At 64.2% G+C, this 14,795-nt stretch carries 15 protein-coding genes; 11 read left to right on the top strand and 4 right to left on the bottom strand.

Going from position 1 to position 14,795, the window contains the following annotated elements; translation table 11 throughout:
• Positions 1–8: 8 nt before the first annotated feature.
• Positions 9–728: an NADH dehydrogenase subunit K gene (locus tag KBY49_RS09435; RefSeq protein ID WP_254934521.1), complete on the top strand. Its 720-nt coding sequence runs from the start codon at positions 9–11 to the stop codon at positions 726–728.
• Positions 721–1,251 carry an NAD(P)H-quinone oxidoreductase subunit J gene (locus tag KBY49_RS09430; protein WP_254934520.1) on the top strand — a complete coding sequence of 177 codons (531 nt, stop codon included), beginning with the start codon at positions 721–723 and terminating at the stop codon, positions 1,249–1,251. The genes KBY49_RS09435 and KBY49_RS09430 overlap by 8 nt, the downstream gene beginning before the upstream one ends.
• On the opposite strand, the gene yvcK is transcribed toward KBY49_RS09430, so the two are convergent.
• On the bottom strand, positions 1,248–2,567 hold the full coding sequence (gene yvcK / locus KBY49_RS09425) for a gluconeogenesis factor YvcK family protein (RefSeq protein ID WP_254934519.1): 1,320 nt from the start codon (positions 2,565–2,567) through the stop codon (positions 1,248–1,250). The two genes, KBY49_RS09430 and yvcK, sit on opposite strands and share 4 nt — an antisense overlap.
• A 165-nt stretch (positions 2,568–2,732) precedes the next feature.
• Here yvcK and KBY49_RS09420 point away from each other — a divergent pair, with 165 nt between their 5' ends.
• Positions 2,733–3,509: an ABC transporter ATP-binding protein gene (locus KBY49_RS09420; protein WP_254934518.1), complete on the top strand. Its 777-nt coding sequence runs from the start codon at positions 2,733–2,735 to the stop codon at positions 3,507–3,509.
• A gap of 3 nt (positions 3,510–3,512) precedes the next feature.
• Positions 3,513–4,400 (top strand): MlaD family protein, encoded by an 888-nt coding sequence (locus tag KBY49_RS09415; protein WP_254934517.1) that lies wholly within the window; start codon positions 3,513–3,515, stop codon positions 4,398–4,400.
• On the opposite strand, the gene bchD is transcribed toward KBY49_RS09415, so the two are convergent.
• Positions 4,387–6,480 carry a magnesium chelatase ATPase subunit D gene (gene bchD, locus KBY49_RS09410; RefSeq protein WP_254934516.1) on the bottom strand — a complete coding sequence of 698 codons (2,094 nt, stop codon included), beginning with the start codon at positions 6,478–6,480 and terminating at the stop codon, positions 4,387–4,389. The two genes, KBY49_RS09415 and bchD, sit on opposite strands and share 14 nt — an antisense overlap.
• A 66-nt stretch (positions 6,481–6,546) precedes the next feature.
• Between bchD and folK the strand changes: the two genes are divergently transcribed.
• The 3 genes from folK to KBY49_RS09395 are packed head-to-tail and all read left to right on the top strand — an operon-like array spanning position 6,547 to position 9,210.
• Positions 6,547–7,125, top strand: coding sequence for a 2-amino-4-hydroxy-6-hydroxymethyldihydropteridine diphosphokinase (folK, locus tag KBY49_RS09405; RefSeq protein WP_254934515.1), 579 nt, complete (start codon positions 6,547–6,549; stop codon positions 7,123–7,125).
• Between the two features lie 31 nt (positions 7,126–7,156).
• Positions 7,157–7,717 carry an NUDIX domain-containing protein gene (locus KBY49_RS09400; protein WP_254934514.1) on the top strand — a complete coding sequence of 187 codons (561 nt, stop codon included), beginning with the start codon at positions 7,157–7,159 and terminating at the stop codon, positions 7,715–7,717.
• On the top strand, positions 7,717–9,210 hold the full coding sequence (locus KBY49_RS09395; protein ID WP_254934513.1) for an FAD-binding domain-containing protein: 1,494 nt from the start codon (positions 7,717–7,719) through the stop codon (positions 9,208–9,210). The genes KBY49_RS09400 and KBY49_RS09395 overlap by 1 nt, the downstream gene beginning before the upstream one ends.
• On the opposite strand, the gene KBY49_RS09390 is transcribed toward KBY49_RS09395, so the two are convergent.
• Complete coding sequence (locus KBY49_RS09390; RefSeq protein WP_254934512.1) at positions 9,189–10,421, bottom strand: DegT/DnrJ/EryC1/StrS aminotransferase family protein; 1,233 nt, start codon at positions 10,419–10,421, stop codon at positions 9,189–9,191. The two genes, KBY49_RS09395 and KBY49_RS09390, sit on opposite strands and share 22 nt — an antisense overlap.
• An 82-nt stretch (positions 10,422–10,503) precedes the next feature.
• Between KBY49_RS09390 and fabI the strand changes: the two genes are divergently transcribed.
• Genes fabI through hisB form a run of 4 tightly spaced genes read left to right on the top strand, consistent with a single transcriptional unit; the run spans position 10,504 to position 13,888 of the window.
• Positions 10,504–11,286 carry an enoyl-ACP reductase FabI gene (fabI, locus tag KBY49_RS09385; RefSeq protein WP_254934511.1) on the top strand — a complete coding sequence of 261 codons (783 nt, stop codon included), beginning with the start codon at positions 10,504–10,506 and terminating at the stop codon, positions 11,284–11,286.
• The gene (locus tag KBY49_RS09380) at positions 11,283–12,347 is read left to right on the top strand and encodes an agmatine/peptidylarginine deiminase (protein WP_254934510.1); all 1,065 of its coding nucleotides are present in this window, start codon (positions 11,283–11,285) and stop codon (positions 12,345–12,347) included. The genes fabI and KBY49_RS09380 overlap by 4 nt, the downstream gene beginning before the upstream one ends.
• A complete protein-coding gene (locus tag KBY49_RS09375; RefSeq protein ID WP_315857018.1) occupies positions 12,344–13,237 on the top strand; it encodes a carbon-nitrogen hydrolase in 894 nt (297 codons plus the stop codon). Before KBY49_RS09380 ends, KBY49_RS09375 begins: the two co-directional genes overlap by 4 nt.
• 48 nt (positions 13,238–13,285) lie before the next feature.
• Complete coding sequence (hisB, locus tag KBY49_RS09370) at positions 13,286–13,888, top strand: imidazoleglycerol-phosphate dehydratase HisB (protein WP_254934656.1); 603 nt, start codon at positions 13,286–13,288, stop codon at positions 13,886–13,888.
• A gap of 36 nt (positions 13,889–13,924) precedes the next feature.
• Here hisB and KBY49_RS09365 read toward each other — a convergent pair whose 3' ends face one another.
• A complete protein-coding gene (locus tag KBY49_RS09365) occupies positions 13,925–14,758 on the bottom strand; it encodes an LpxI family protein (protein ID WP_254934509.1) in 834 nt (277 codons plus the stop codon).
• Positions 14,759–14,795: the final 37 nt, after the last annotated feature.

Here is a 14,795-nt window from a genome sequence, read left to right as displayed (position 1 = left end):
ATTTCCCCATGACCCAATCCCCCTCGATAGACGCCCTGCGCGACCTGCGTGCAGCCAGCTGCAACCCGGTGGGCGCGCCTGCTGTCACCTCGGATCTTTCCGAGAACGTGATCCTCACCACCCTCGACGACATCCACAACTGGGCCCGGCTCAGCAGCCTCTGGCCCCTGCTCTATGGCACGGCCTGCTGCTTCATTGAGTTCGCTGCCCTGATCGGCTCCCGCTTCGACTTTGACCGCTTTGGCCTGGTGCCCCGATCCAGCCCCCGCCAGGCCGATCTACTGATCGTGGCGGGCACGGTCACCATGAAGATGGGCCCCGCCCTGGTGCGGCTCTATGAGCAGATGCCCGAGCCCAAATATGTGATTGCCATGGGTGCCTGCACCATTACTGGTGGCATGTTTTCCGCCGACTCCACCACGGCCGTGCGGGGCGTAGACAAGCTGATCCCAGTTGACCTCTACCTGCCGGGTTGCCCGCCCAGGCCCGAGGCGATCTTTGATGCGGTGATCAAACTGCGCAAAAAAGTGGGCAATGAGGCCCTTGCTGAACGGGGCAACCTCCAGCAGACCCACCGCTACTGCACGGTCAGCCACCAGATGAAGGCCATTGAACCGATAGTGGATGGCCGCTACCTGAGGGCTGAAACCCAGCAAAGGGCCCTGGCTGCCGCCGCTGGCCTCCCCCTGGGCGCCACCCAGCCCCAACCAGAGAAAATCGATGCCTGAAGAAACCCAACCCGGGCCTGTGGCCCAATGGCTAACCAGCCAGGGCTTTGAGGCTGAGGTGCTCGGCAGTGATCACCTGGGCATCGAAATTCTGGGGGTGGAAGCGGCCTTTTTGCCACTGGTGGCCACTGCCCTAAAGGCCCATGGCTTCGATTACCTGCAGTGCCAGGGCGGCTACGACGAAGGCCCGGGCGGAAAGCTGGTTAGCTTCTACAACCTGGTCAAACTCGGCTCCTTCAGCGCCCAGATAGATGCCGAAGGCAAACCGCTGGCCGATGCCAAGCCGGAAGAGGTGAGGCTCAAGGTGGCCGTGGCTCGCAACGACAAGCCCACAATCCCCAGCCTTTACGGACTCTTTCGGGGAGCCGACTGGCAGGAGCGTGAAACCTTCGACATGTATGGCATCGAATTCGAGGGCCATCCCCAGCCCAAGCGGCTCCTGATGCCAGAGGATTGGCGGGGTTTTCCACTGCGGAAGGACTACGTGCAGCCCGACTTCTACGAGATGCAGGACGCCTACTAGCGATCTCGCTGGTGCTGTTTGTAAAAACGCATCACCGCCAGGCCCACGCTGCGGGGATCGTGCCTAAGGGTGGCCGTTGGCCTGGCCCCCTGCAGCGGCGCCTGCATCACCTGGTAGCCCTGGCGCCGTAGCTGGCGGGCATCACAGAGGACCGGCTCGGCCCCCTGCTGGCGGTAGTGCTCAACCAGGGCAAAATCCTCCAGGTCCTGCTGGGCCAGAACCGCCGTAAATAATCGCTGGTCGATGCCCAGGCTGGCCAATTGGGCCTCAATGGCCCGCAAATGGCCGGCCACATTAAGGCCATCGGTCTCCCCCGGTTGGGTCATCAGGTTGCAGATGTAAAGCCGGGGCGCCTTGCTGCGGCTGATCGCTGCCACCAACTCCGGCACCAACAGATTTGGCAGCAGGGAGGTGTAGAGACTGCCGGGGCCCAGCACAATCAAATCGGCATTGGCAATTGCCTCGAGGGCCCGGGGCAGGGCCGGCGGCCGCTCTGGCGTGCAGCCCAGACGCACGATTGGGCTATGGGCCTTACCGATCTTGGATTCACCCTCCAGCCGTTCGCCGTTTTCGAGCTCGGCCCAAAGACGCACATCGGCATTGGTGGCGGGCACCACCTGGCCCTGAACCGCCAAAACCCGGCTACTGGCGGTAATCGCCGATTCGAGGCTGCCGGTAATCGCCGTAAGGGCGGAGAGAAAGAGGTTGCCAAAACTGTGCCCCTCCAAACCGCTACCGGCACGGAAGCGGTATTGAAAAAGCTTGGTGAGCAATGGCTCTTCCCGCGATAGGGCAGCCAGGCAGTTGCGGATGTCGCCAGGGGGCTGCACCCCGAGCTCGCGCCGCAAAATACCGCTACTGCCGCCGTCATCGGCGACTGTGACGATGGCGGTGATGTTGGTGCTATAGCGCTTCAGGCCACTCAACAGGGTGGAAAGGCCCGTGCCACCGCCAATTGCCACGATGTTGGGGCCGCGGTTAAGGCGCCCCTGGGCCGCCAGGGCATCGACCAAGGCCGTGCCCTTATCGGGAGCTAGGGCCTGCTGAATCGAGCCGAAGCTGCGGCTTTGCCCCCAAATCACCAGGGCTGCGCCAACCACCAGCACCAGGGGGCCGGTGATTCCCCTCGGCATTACGCGGGTGACCTCCTGGAGAAGCCACTTAATGCTGTTGAGCGACCAATAGATCGGCTGCAAATCAGCCCAAACGGCAGCGCCCAGTAAGGCCAGCAGCAGACCCAGGCCCGAGGTGAACAGCCAACGCTTAACCACAAGGCCGGGTTGAAGCCACCGAACCGCCCGCCGCGAGCGGCTCATTAGGTCCTGTTGGCGAGAACGCCGCAAAGACAAATGCCTGGAAATACGGGGCAAAGGCGGGGGAGGGACGCTGCCTTAAGTAATCGAACTTTAGGGAGAGTTGGCCAAGCCCCCACCCCAACCCGGCAAGATGGTTTTTAATGCGATCAACCAGCCCTGGCAAACATGCAGCCGATTGCTGAGATGCGCGATCTCAGCGTGCGCTGGGGTCGCCGCACGGTGATTGAAAACGTCAACCTGACCCTGGAGGCCGGAGAGCGCCTAGTGGTGGTCGGCCCTTCCGGGGCCGGCAAATCGACCGTGCTGCGGCTGCTGGCCGGCCTAATGCTGCCCAGCAGCGGCAGCCTGCGGCTCCATGGCCAGGAGCAGAAATACCTGCGCCTCGACCAACGCACCCCGGCGGATGTGCGGTTTGTGTTCCAAAACCCGGCGCTGCTGGGTTCCCTGAGCGTGCTGGAGAACGTTGGGTTTTTGCTTTATCGCGACGGCAGCCTTCCCGAACGTGAGATTCGAGCAAGGGTGTCCCAAGCCCTGGAGGCGGTGGGACTGGCGGGCATCGAAGACCAGCTGCCCAACGAACTCAGCGGCGGCATGCAAAAGCGGGTGAGTTTTGCCCGGGCCTTGATCGAAGATCCCCGCAAGGCAGCCGATCAAATGCCATTGCTCCTCTTTGATGAACCCACAGCCGGCCTAGATCCGGTGGCCTGCACCAGAATCGAGGATCTGATTGTGCGCACCACCGAAGTTGCCCAGGCCGCATCGGTGGTGGTGAGTCACGTGCACAGCACGATCGAGCGCACCGCTGAAAAGGTGGTTTTGCTCTACGACGGCCTTTTTCGCTGGCATGGCAGCCTCGACGACTACCGCAGCACCAGTGATCCCTATGTGGTGCAGTTCAGGAGCGGTAACCTGAGCGGACCGATGCAGCCAGCTGAGCTCTAACCCATGCGGCGCAGTGTTCGAGAAGCGATTGTCGGGTTTTCGCTATTGGCTGCCTTAGCCAGCGCAGCTGGCCTTTCATTATGGTTGCGCGGCATTTCCCTAAACCGCAGTAATTGGACAGTGCGCGCCAGCTTTGCCCAAGCATCTGGCTTGGCCGAACGCTCAGCCGTGACCTACCGGGGCGTTCAGGTGGGCAATGTGCGCCGAGTCAGGGTTACCCCTGGAGCGGTGATTGCTGATCTGGAGATCAGCAAAGCCGACCTGCACCTCGCCAAGCCGGCCTACGCCGAGATCAGTTCTGCCTCCCTACTTGGGGGAGATTCCCAAGTTTCCCTGGTGAGCACGGGTCCCCTGCTGCCGCCAAACGCCCCCGCCCCCTATTCGAAGACCTGCAACCAGGCGGTGATGCTCTGCAATGGCAGCAGCATTGTCGGCCTAGAGGCCGCAAGCCTGAGCACGGTTACCGCCCTGATGCACAAAATGCTCACTGAGGTGGATAAGGACAACCTGATAAGCAAGTTTTCCAAGCTCACCACGAGCTTCGAGCAAACCTCTCAAGATGCCTCCGGTTTCCTCAAAGATGGCCAGGTTTTGGTCAAAAAGCTAGATAAATCGGTTGATCATGCCCAGCCAACCATCACCAACCTCAACGCCAGCACCGCCCATCTACGCAACCTGCTGGTAGCCCTTGACAACCCCAAAACCGTTAAGGATCTTCAGCAGACCGTGAGCAACGCCGAAAAGCTCAGCGCCAAATGGAATGCGGTTGGAGGGGATGTGAAAAAACTTACCGACGACCCCAAATTCATGGACGGGGTACGCAGCGTGGCCGTGGGCCTTGGCAAGTTTTTTGACGAGCTATATCCCGAGCGCAAAGTTAAAACCTATTGATTGCCTCCATGGCAATGGCAGCGATGGCCTGATCACTTGCCTTGGGTAGCTGGACGTATTTCCCACCGGCAGCCGTGGCAAGGTCCTTACCCATCCCACTGCCGATGAACTTGCGCTCGGTGTCGATCACCAGCAACTTGATCCCGAGGTAGCGATAGCGGCTGGCCACCTGCTTCACCTCTTCCTTTAGATCCACCGGCTCCTCCCCCTCCAGCTGGGGCTGGCCCAAGGAGCGGCCCAGCGGCACGTTGCCGCGGCCATCGGTGATCGCCACCACCACCACCTGGCCCAGGTCGCCGGTGGCCAGGGCATTGGCCCCCACCCGGGCCGCCTGGGTGAGGCCATGGGCCAGCGGCGAGCCCCCACCGCAGGGCATCGACTCCAGGCGCCGGCGGGCGGCGGTGATCGAGCGGGTGGGCGGCAGCAGCACTTCAGCCTGTTCGCCTCGAAAGGGAATCAGGGCAACTTCATCCCGGTTTTCGTAGGCCTCGGTAAGCAGCCGGATCACGGCCCCCTTAGCGCTCTGCATGCGGTTGAGGGCCATCGAGCCACTGGCATCCACCAGGAAGATCACCAGGGCTCCAGCCTTGCGCTGCAATTGCTTGGCCCGCAGGTCGCCATCTTCAACAATCACCTTGCGGTGGGGTTGTTGCTCGCGGCGGCTCTTTTGATAGGGAGCTGCAGCCCTCAAGGTGGCATCCACGGCGATGCGCCTGACGGGCCCGCGGGGCAACATCGGCTTCACATAGCGGCCGCGGGAGTCGCTGAACACCACCGAACGCTTGCCGCTGCCACCGGTCTTAGCCCTGGCCGCTGAAAACAGCAGCAGGTCGGGGTCGATGGCCACCGCCTCGGGATCAAGCAAAAACTCCTCGGGGATTTGCGGCGGAGCCTGGTCCTCCGGGGTGTCGTCTTCCTGGTCTTCTGGCTCGTTTTCGGGCTCCTCGGGCTCCTGCTCGTTTTCGGGCGGCTCCGGCTGGTCCGGGGGCTGTTCGCCCTGGGGTGGTGGCGGGGGTGGTGGCTCCAGGGGCTGGTCGGGATCGGGGGGCGGCAGCTGCAACGCCCGCGGCGCAATCACCAGACGCACTGCCACCTGCAGGTCGTCTGCCTCGACCCGGTCGCGGCCACTGAGGGCCGCATGGGCCCGGGCAACGCGCACCGCATAAAGCTCACTGCGGTGGCCTTCCACCCCGCCGCGCAGGGCCTCCGTCACCAGATAGGTGATCTGCTCGCGGCTTATTTGCACGTCTGGGAGCCATTGGCGGGCCAGCAGAAGCTGGGTGGCCAAGGCATCGGTTTCCTCCTGCCAGCGGGCGCGGAAGCTGTCGCTGCTTTCGGCGTGTTCAATGGCGCTGCGGCTGATCTCCACCCGTTGCTTGAGCTCCAGCACCTGGTTGGCCGAGAGGCAGATGGCAAAGCGATCGAGCAGGTGATCGCGCACCGCCCCCTCCTCGGGGTTGAAGGTGGCGATCAACAGGCAGCGGCAGGGGTGGCTAAGGCTGAGGCCCTCCCGCTCAATTCGATTTTCACCGCTGCCCACCGCCGCCAGCAGCAAGTTGGTGATGCCGTCATCGAGCAGGTTCAGTTCATCGATGTAGAGCACGCCCCGGTGCGCCTCCGCCAGCAGGCCGGGCAGAAACACAGCCGCGCCACTGGCGAGGGATGCGGCCACATCGACCGAGCCCAGCAGCCGGTCTTCGGTAATGCCGAGCGGCACCTGCACAAACGGGGCAGGAATCACCTTGGTGGGCGGGGCACTGCCATTCAGGCCCTCGGCACCCCATTCATCCGCGCCCCATTCATCCGGGCGACTCGGGTCAAGGTTGAGACCCGTGGCCGCCGGGCCAAGATCGACCACATCAATCGGCGGCAGCAGGGCGTGCAGGGCGCGGGCCAGCACTGATTTACCCGTGCCCCGACCGCCGGCAATCACCACGCCGCCCAGGCCCGGGTCCACGGCGGCCAGCAGCAGGGCCAGCTTGAGGGTGCCGTGGCCAGTGATCGCCGCCAGTGGAAAGGCGCGGGCCGCGGCTGCCGCCGCCTCGCTGGAGCCGGAAGTGCTGGGGGCGCTGGCGACCATGGAGACCGGTAGGGAGCCTCAATATGGTGGCAGTCTCGCCGATCCCTTGATCGAGGAGCTCCGTCGATGAGGCTGCCCAGCCAGGCCGCAGACACGATCGCCATCGCCCTCGGCGCCAACCTGGCCGATCCCTTCGCCACCCTGGCGGCGCTGCGGCCGCTGCTGGTGGAGATGCTGGAGGCCCAAGCCCCTAAACCGATTGGCTACCACTGGTCGCCCTTGTTTCGCACCGAGCCGGTGGGGGGACCGGCCGGTCAGCCGCCCTATCTCAATGCGGTGCTGCTGCTGGGTCCGCCGCTGCCGCCCCTTGATCCCCTGGAGCTGCTCCAGCTATTGCAGGCCCTGGAGACGCGCTTTGGCCGCCAGCGCCTCGAGCGCTGGGGACCACGCCACCTCGATCTCGACCTGCTCTGGTGCGGCTCCACACAGGTTGAAGGGCCAGAGCTGCAGCTCCCCCACCCACGCCTGCTGGAGCGCTCCTTTGTGCTGGCGCCCCTGGCCGCAATCGCGCCAGAGCTTGTCCCACCTGGGCAGGACCCCAAAGCCCCGGGGCTGGATTGCGCTGCCTTACTGGAGAAGTTGCTGCCCCAGCTGGCCGAGGCGCCGCCCGAACGGCTGCCCGCCGCACCCGGCTGGCCTGCATAGGCCATGCTGGCCTGATCGCTGAGCTGCCCCGATGGCGCCCCTACCTGCCCCCGAGCCCGCGCGCCTGATCGAAACCACGGCCAGCCTCGAGGCCCGCAAACTGCGCTTCGAAGTGAACCGGGTTGAGCTGCCGATGGGGGTGGAGGGCAGCTTTGGCCTGATTCGCCACCCAGGGGCATCCCTAGCCGTGCCCGTACTCGATGACGGCCGCTTGGTGTTGCTGCGCCAGTACCGCTTTGCAGTGGCCGCGCGCCTCCTGGAATTTCCCGCCGGCACCCTGGATCCGGGTGAAACACCCCTGAGCACCATGCAGCGCGAACTGCAGGAAGAAGCCGGCTACAGCGCCAGCCGCTGGGACCCCCTGGGCGCCATGCTCCCTTGCCCGGGCTATTCCGATGAGGTAATCCATCTGTTTTTGGCCAGGGAGCTTTCCCTACTGAGCGAACGTCCCCCCGGCGATGACGACGAAGACCTCGAAGTGCTGCTGATGGAGCCGGCCCAGTTGGATGAGGTGCTGGCCAGTGGCACTGAATACCTCGATGGCAAAAGCGTGACCGCCTGGCTGCGGGCCAAACAATTGCTGGGGATCTAATGGCTGCTGAGCGCTGGCTGTTCTGGCACCGCCGCGACCTGCGGCTAAGCGACAACCTGGGACTGGCCGCGGCGGCCATGGCAACGCCAGCTGTTACGGGCGTTTTTGTGCTGGATCCGGCCGTCCTCGAGCCCGCAGCAGGCCAGCCCCCCATGGCACCGGCGCGGCTCTGGTTTTTAAGCGAGAGCCTCAAGGAACTGGAGCGCAGCTGGCGGTTGGCCGGCAGTCGCCTGGTGATCCTGCGGGGTGACCCCACGGCCTTGGTGCCCCAATTGGCCCAGGCCATCGGTGCGTCAGTGGTCGCCTGGAATCGGGATGGCGAACCCTACGGACGCGAGCGGGATCGCAGGGTGGCGGCAGCTGTTCAGGCAGATGGCCGCAGGGTGCTCGTCGACTGGGATCAACTGCTGGTGGCACCGGAGCAGCTGAAAACCGGCGGCGGTGATCCCTATCGGGTTTATGGCCCCTTCCTGCGCAACTGGCGCGGCCAGGTGGAACAACTGACGGTCCAGGGGGCCCTCAATCCCCTGCCGGCGCCGGCGGGACTGCAGGACCTACCGACCGACTTGGCTACCGAAGCCCTATCGGTCCTACCCCTGGTGGGCCCGGAGCTGAACCATGGCTTTAGGGGGATGGAGATCTGCCCCTGCCGCCCCGGAGAGGGGGCCGCCCAGGAGCAATTGCAGACCTTCAGCCTTGGTGGCGCCACTGGCAGAGGTCGCTCGGCCGCCCTGCTCGGCTACGAACCGGGTCGCAATATCCCCTCGGAAGCGGGCACCTCCGGCCTCAGTGCGGCCCTCAATTTCGGCACCATTAGCCCGCGCCAGGCCTGGTCAGCGGCCCAGGAGTCACGCCTGGCGGTGGAGGCCATGGGCGGCGGCGCAGAGGCCCTCCATTCGATTGAGGTGTGGGAGCAGGAGCTGGCCTGGCGCGAGTTTTACCAGCAGGCCCTCTTCCACTTCCCCGAGCTCGCCGATGGCCCCTACCGGGCCCAGTGGCGCCAATTCCCCTGGGAAAACGATCGGGAGCGGCTGGCGGCCTGGCAGGAGGGGCGCACTGGCATGCCGATCATTGATGCGGCGATGCGGCAACTGCTCGAGAGCGGCTGGATGCACAACCGTTGCCGAATGATCGTGGCCTCCTACCTGGTCAAAGACCTGATCTGCGACTGGCAGCTGGGGGAGGCAACCTTCATGGAGCACCTGGTGGATGGGGATCTGGCCGCCAACAACGGCGGCTGGCAGTGGAGTGCCAGTAGCGGCATGGATCCCAAGCCCCTGCGAATTTTCAACCCCGCCACCCAGGCCGCCAAATTCGACCCCGAGGCCACCTACATCCGCACCTGGCTGCCGGAGTTGGCCAAGGTCGATACGGCCTCCCTGATTTCCGGGGAGATCGCTCCGCTGGAGCGGGGCAGCTATCCGGGCCTAATCGTGAGCCACAAGCATCAGCAGGCCCATTTCAAGGCGCTCTACGCCACGATCAAAGCCTGAGCCGTCAGCTTTTGAAGCACGGCAATCACCTGTTGCTGCTGGGCGCTGCTGAGTTCCGGGAAGATCGGCAGGCTCAACACCTCGGCACATAGACGCTCGGTGACGGGCAGGGAGCCGGGCCCGTAGCCCAGATCGGCGTAGGCGGGCTGCAGATGGATCGGGATGGGGTAATAGATGATCGTGCTTACCCCAGCGTCTTGGAGCTGCTGTTTTAGCCAATCGCGGCAGCAGGCCTCCGGCAGCCCGAAGCTGGCGCTGTCGGCTGAGGGAATACAGGGGGCTGGCCCGGTTGCACCGGCGTTAAGGGCAGATGCACAGGCCTTGGCTGCCGCTGGACAGCCAGGTACCCGCACCACAAATTGGTTCCAGCTGTGGCCGGTCGGGCCCTGCTCAGGCAACTGCACCCCCACCAACTCGGTCAATTGGCTGCGGTAGGTGGCCGCAATGGCTTGGCGGCGGGCCACCCAGCGACCTAGGTGGGGCAACTTGACGTTGAGCACGGCCGCCTGCATGGCGTCGAGGCGGCTGTTGTAGCCGAGGGCCGTATGCAGGTAACGCCTGGGCATGCCATGGACTGCCAACTCGCGAATGGTCTGGGCGAGCTGGCCATCACGGCAGGTGACTGCCCCACCATCCCCCGCAGCACCAAGATTTTTGGTGGGGAAAAAACTGAAGCAGCCGACATCCCCCCAGCTGCCAACGGGCTGGCCAGCCCAGCTGGCGCCACTGGCCTGGGCGCAGTCTTCGACCACCTTGAGGCCATGGCGCTCGGCAAGGGCACAAACCCGTTCCATGTCGACGGGGCGACCAAATAAATGGACCGGAATTAGGGCCTTGGTGGCAGGGGTAATGGCCGCTTCCAGCTGGTCGAGATCGATCAAATAGCTGCTTTCCTCCACATCCACAAAGACGGGCCTGGCACCTACTGCACTGATCGCTTCTGCCGTGGCAAAGAAGCTGAAGGAGGCCGTGATTACTTCATCACCCGGGCCGATGCCCAGGGCCCGCAGGGCCAGGATCAGGGCGTCGGTGCCGCTATTGCAGCCAATCGCATGGGCGACCTGGGTAATGGCGGCGAAGTCGGTTTCAAACTGGGCGATCGTGGCCCCACCGATGTATTGACCGCTGCGCAGCACCTGCAGCACGGCCTGATCGAGGGCTTCACCCAGCTCACTGATTTGCTCGCTGAGACTGAACGGAGGCACTTGCATGGCGGTGAACTTAAATCCCCCTGCAAGCGGGTGGGCCAGAATCTGCAGATTGCTCATTGGCCCGGCTGGGTCCCGCCCATTAATGCTTCTCGATCTGCGCGGCAAGAAGGCCCTGGTCACAGGCATCGCCAACAACAAGTCGATCGCCTGGGGCATCGCCCAGCAGCTGCATGCCGCCGGTGCCGAGTTGGGCGTCACCTATCTGCCCGATGAGAAGGGCCGCTTTGAGGGCAAGGTGCGGGACCTGACCGCCCCCCTAGCTCCGACCCTGTTCGAACCCCTAAACGTGCAGGAGCCAGCCCAGATCGAGGCGGTTTTTGAGCAGGTGAAAAAGCAGTGGGGTTCGATCGATGTGCTGGTGCACTGCCTTGCCTTCGCTGGCAAGGAGGAGCTGGTTGGTGATTATTCCGCCATCAGCCCTGAAGGCTTCGCCCGGGCCCTGGAGGTGAGTGCCTATTCCCTTGCCCCCCTTTGCCGCTACGCCAAGCCCCTGTTCAACGATGGGGCCAGTGTGATCACCCTCAGCTACTTGGGGGCTGAACGCGCCATCCCTAACTACAACGTGATGGGTGTGGCCAAGGCCGCCCTTGAGGCTTCGGTGCGCTACTTGGCCGCTGAGCTGGGCCCCGAAAAGCAGGTGCGGGTAAATGCGATCAGCGCCGGCCCGATCCGCACCCTGGCCAGCAGTGCCATCGGCGGCATCCTCGACATGATCCACAACGTGGAAGCAAAAGCCCCCCTGGGTCGCACCGTCACCCAGGAGGAGGTGGGCTCCACCGCCGCCTTCCTGGCCAGCCCCCTGGCCTCAGGCATCACCGGCCAGGTGATCTATGTGGATGCGGGCTACTGCATCACGGGGATGTGAACGCCCTGCCAAGCGCCATTTGCCCTAGGCGGCTTCCGGCCGAATGGGAGCCGGTTGGGGCTGTCCTGATGGCCTGGCCCCGGGCCGATGGCGACTGGGCGCCCTATCTCAAAGAGGTGCGGGCCTGCTACATGGAGCTCTGCGCAGCGGTAATGCGGCATGCGCCACTTTTGCTACTCAGCGCCACAGCCGAGGCCAACGCCCAAGAGTTGGCCCACCTGGGCAAAGATCGGCTAAGGGTGTGCTCAAGCCCCGCCCAGGACACCTGGAGCCGCGATTACGGACCAATCACGGTGCTGCAGCAGCTGGGCAGCGAAACCGAAACTCCCCTACTGCTGGACTTTCGCTTTAACGGCTGGGGCGGCAAATACCAGGCCGATGGCGACAACCAGGCCACCGCGGCTGCCTGGCGTGGGGGCGCCTTCGGCGGGGCCCCGCTGGAGGCGGTGGAGATGGTGCTGGAGGGGGGCAGCATCGAATCCGATGGCAAAGGCACCCTGCTCACCACCAGCACCTGCCTGCTCTCACCCGAGCGCAATCCCCAGCTGAGCCAGGCGGAGATAGAAGCCGCCCTGATCAGCCACCTGGGCGTCGAAAGGGTGATCTGGCTTGGCCATGGCCAACTTTCTGGCGATGACACCGACGCCCACATCGACACCCTGGTGCGCTTCTGCAGTCCGGGCACCTTGGCCTACGTGGCTTGCGACGATCCCAGCGACCCCCAGGCGGCGTCGCTGAAGCTCCTGGAGGCAGAGCTGCAGGCTCTGCGCACCGCCGATGGCGAGCCCTACCGGCTGATTCCCCTGCCCTGGCCCCGGGCCCGCTTCGCCCCAGACGATGGCCGCAGGCTGCCGGCCACCTACGCCAATTTCCTGATCCTCAATGGAGCGGTACTGGTGCCCAGCTACGGCTATCCCCCCAGGGATCTGGCGGCCCAAACGGCCCTGGCAAAAGCTTTCCCCGCCCACACGATCGAAGCCGTCGACTGCTCGGCCCTGCTGCTTCAGCACGGCTCCCTGCATTGCGCCACGATGCAGATTCCTGCGGCTGTTTACCAATGAACAGAACTGCCGTGAACCAGCTACGGGCGACAAAATTGCGGGCTGCCCTGATCCAGCAGGCCTGGGTAGGCAATCGCAAGGAAATGGTTGCGGCCACCTGTCGGGCCATCCGCGCAGCCGCCAGCCAGGGGGCCCAGCTGGTGCTCTGCCAGGAGCTGCATACCAGCGCCTACTTCTGCCAGCAGGAACTGGTCGAGCGCCACGACCTGGCAGAAACAATTCCCGGCCCCTCCACCACGCTTTTCGGAGCTTTGGCCCAGGAGCTTGGAATAGTGCTGGTGATCAGCCTGTTTGAGAGAAGGGCACCCGGTTTATCCCACAACACGGCAGTCGTAATTGAGCGGGATGGCTCCATTGCCGGCACCTATCGCAAGATGCACATCCCCGATGATCCTGGCTTCCACGAAAAGTTCTATTTCACCCCAGGCGATCAAGGTTTTGAACCAATTGCCACCAGCGTGGGCAAGCTCGGGGTGTTGATTTGCTGGGACCAGTGGTATCCAGAGGCAGCCCGCCTGATGACCCTGGCCGGCGCCGATTTGCTGCTCTATCCCACGGCCATTGGCTGGAGCCCAGGCGACGACGCTGAGGAACGGGCCCGCCAGCGGGAGGCCTGGATCACGGTGCAACGCAGCCATGCCATTACCAATGGTCTGCCGGTGCTGGCGGTAAACCGCTGCGGCAGCGAACAGGACTGCCAATTTTGGGGCAGCAGCTTTGCCGCCGGCCCCCAGGGCGAACTGCTGGCCCAGGCGGCGATAGGAGAGGAAAGCGTGCTGCTGGTGGATCTGGACCTGGAGCGCAGCGAAAGCGTGCGTCGCTGGTGGCCTTTCCTGAGGGATCGGCGCATAGATGCCTACGAAGGCTTACTGAAGCGCTGGCGCGACTAGGCAGAATCCCCGCGGCATGATGCTTGAAGGATCTGCCACCGCTTGAGCATGCGTACCGGCGAAATACACCGCGTCACCGGCGAAACCGAAGTACGCGTAAAACTCAACCTCGATGGCAGCGGCCTTTGCCAGGTGGGTACGGGCGTGCCGTTTCTCGATCACATGCTCCATCAGATCGCCAGCCATGGCCTGCTGGACCTGGAGATCAGCGCCAAGGGTGACACCCACATCGACGACCACCACACCAACGAAGACGTGGGTATTGCCGTGGGTCAGGCCCTGGCCCAAGCCCTGGCGGAACGGCGCGGCATCCACCGCTTCGGCCATTTCGTGGCGCCCCTCGATGAGGCCCTAGTGCAGGTGGCCCTGGATTGCTCCGGCCGGCCCCACCTGAGCTATGGCCTGCAGATTCCTGCCCAAAAGATCGGCAGCTACGACACCGAACTGGTCAAGGAGTTTTTTGCCGCCGTGGCCAACAATGCCGGCCTTACCTTGCACATCCGCCAGCTCGATGGGGTGAATTCGCACCACATCGTGGAGGCCTGCTTTAAGGCCTTCGCCCGGTCCCTGCGGCTGGCCGTGGAATTGGATCCCCGCCGGGCAGGAACAGTGCCCAGCAGCAAGGGCGTGCTGGAGCGGGCCGGCAGCTAGACCCGGCCGGCATTGGGGGCTCTAGCGCCTGAGGGATTAACGCCTCAGCGGTTCCCGCGACCAGAGAAACAACCCCAGCCGCTCCGCATCGGCCATGGTTCGCTCCGCATCCAGCAAAAGAGCGCCACGGGCCTCCCAGGCGATGCCGGTGAGGCCTGCTGCGGCGGCTTTGGCCACCGTGATCGGACCAATCCCGGGCAGGTCCATGCGCCGGTCCTGGTGCAGCTTCGGGCCCTTGTAAAGCACCCCAGATCCCACCGCATCCGGCAACTGGGGGCGGATGGCGGAGATCCAATCGAGCATGGCGTCGGTGCCTGGCAGGGCCTCGGTGGCCAAACAAAGGCCTGCAGCCACCACGGCCCCCTGGCCCACATCCACAGCGGAGATGGCTTCAACGATGTAGGCCGCCCGCTCCACATCAGCCCGCTCGGCCTCGGTGGGTACCCGGCCTGCATAGAGGCCAGGCTGGGTGAGCAGATTGGGGGCCACCTCTTCTATGCCCACCACCTGGAGGCCCAATTCCTCAATGATCTGGGCCAAGGCCCGCAGGGCCGCGTCGTCACCACTGCGCAGGGAGGCCAGGATCCGGGGTGCCGCCATCAAGGTGGGGGCCTCAAATCGCAGCACATTTAGGGATTTGGGGCGGTGGAACTTGCCCACCATCACCACCTGCTGGATGCCGCGCTTCTCCAGGGATTTGAAAAAGGAAATCGAGCGCTCGAAATAGAAGGGCTCGGCCCCCTCAATTTCCACCTCCAGGCCCTGGGGGAAACACACCAGGTGCTCCCGGCCAGCCCTGGTGAGGGCCTCCGAGAGCATCCGTGGCATTACCCCGGAACCGGCAATGATGGCAAGCGACGGATCACCCATCGAAGCGGCGCGTAACTCCAGACAAACCAATGAGGGC

This window comes from Cyanobium sp. WAJ14-Wanaka (assembly GCF_024345375.1).
Taxonomy (GTDB): Bacteria; Cyanobacteriota; Cyanobacteriia; order PCC-6307; family Cyanobiaceae; genus Cyanobium_A.
This window is presented reverse-complemented; position numbering and strand designations above follow the sequence as displayed.

Coding starts and splice junctions, on each gene's coding strand:
- KBY49_RS09400 (WP_254934514.1), top strand. CDS start 7,157: ATGGCGCCCCTACCTGCCCCCGAGCCCGCGCGCCTGATCGAAACCACG.
- KBY49_RS09430 (WP_254934520.1), top strand. CDS start 721: ATGCCTGAAGAAACCCAACCCGGGCCTGTGGCCCAATGGCTAACCAGC.
- hisB (WP_254934656.1), top strand. CDS start 13,286: ATGCGTACCGGCGAAATACACCGCGTCACCGGCGAAACCGAAGTACGC.
- KBY49_RS09365 (WP_254934509.1), bottom strand. CDS start 14,758: ATGGGTGATCCGTCGCTTGCCATCATTGCCGGTTCCGGGGTAATGCCA.
- KBY49_RS09395 (WP_254934513.1), top strand. CDS start 7,717: ATGGCTGCTGAGCGCTGGCTGTTCTGGCACCGCCGCGACCTGCGGCTA.
- fabI (WP_254934511.1), top strand. CDS start 10,504: ATGCTTCTCGATCTGCGCGGCAAGAAGGCCCTGGTCACAGGCATCGCC.
- KBY49_RS09415 (WP_254934517.1), top strand. CDS start 3,513: ATGCGGCGCAGTGTTCGAGAAGCGATTGTCGGGTTTTCGCTATTGGCT.
- KBY49_RS09435 (WP_254934521.1), top strand. CDS start 9: ATGACCCAATCCCCCTCGATAGACGCCCTGCGCGACCTGCGTGCAGCC.
- yvcK (WP_254934519.1), bottom strand. CDS start 2,567: ATGAGCCGCTCGCGGCGGGCGGTTCGGTGGCTTCAACCCGGCCTTGTG.
- folK (WP_254934515.1), top strand. CDS start 6,547: ATGAGGCTGCCCAGCCAGGCCGCAGACACGATCGCCATCGCCCTCGGC.
- KBY49_RS09420 (WP_254934518.1), top strand. CDS start 2,733: ATGCAGCCGATTGCTGAGATGCGCGATCTCAGCGTGCGCTGGGGTCGC.
- KBY49_RS09375 (WP_315857018.1), top strand. CDS start 12,344: ATGAACAGAACTGCCGTGAACCAGCTACGGGCGACAAAATTGCGGGCT.
- bchD (WP_254934516.1), bottom strand. CDS start 6,480: ATGGTCGCCAGCGCCCCCAGCACTTCCGGCTCCAGCGAGGCGGCGGCA.
- KBY49_RS09390 (WP_254934512.1), bottom strand. CDS start 10,421: ATGCAAGTGCCTCCGTTCAGTCTCAGCGAGCAAATCAGTGAGCTGGGT.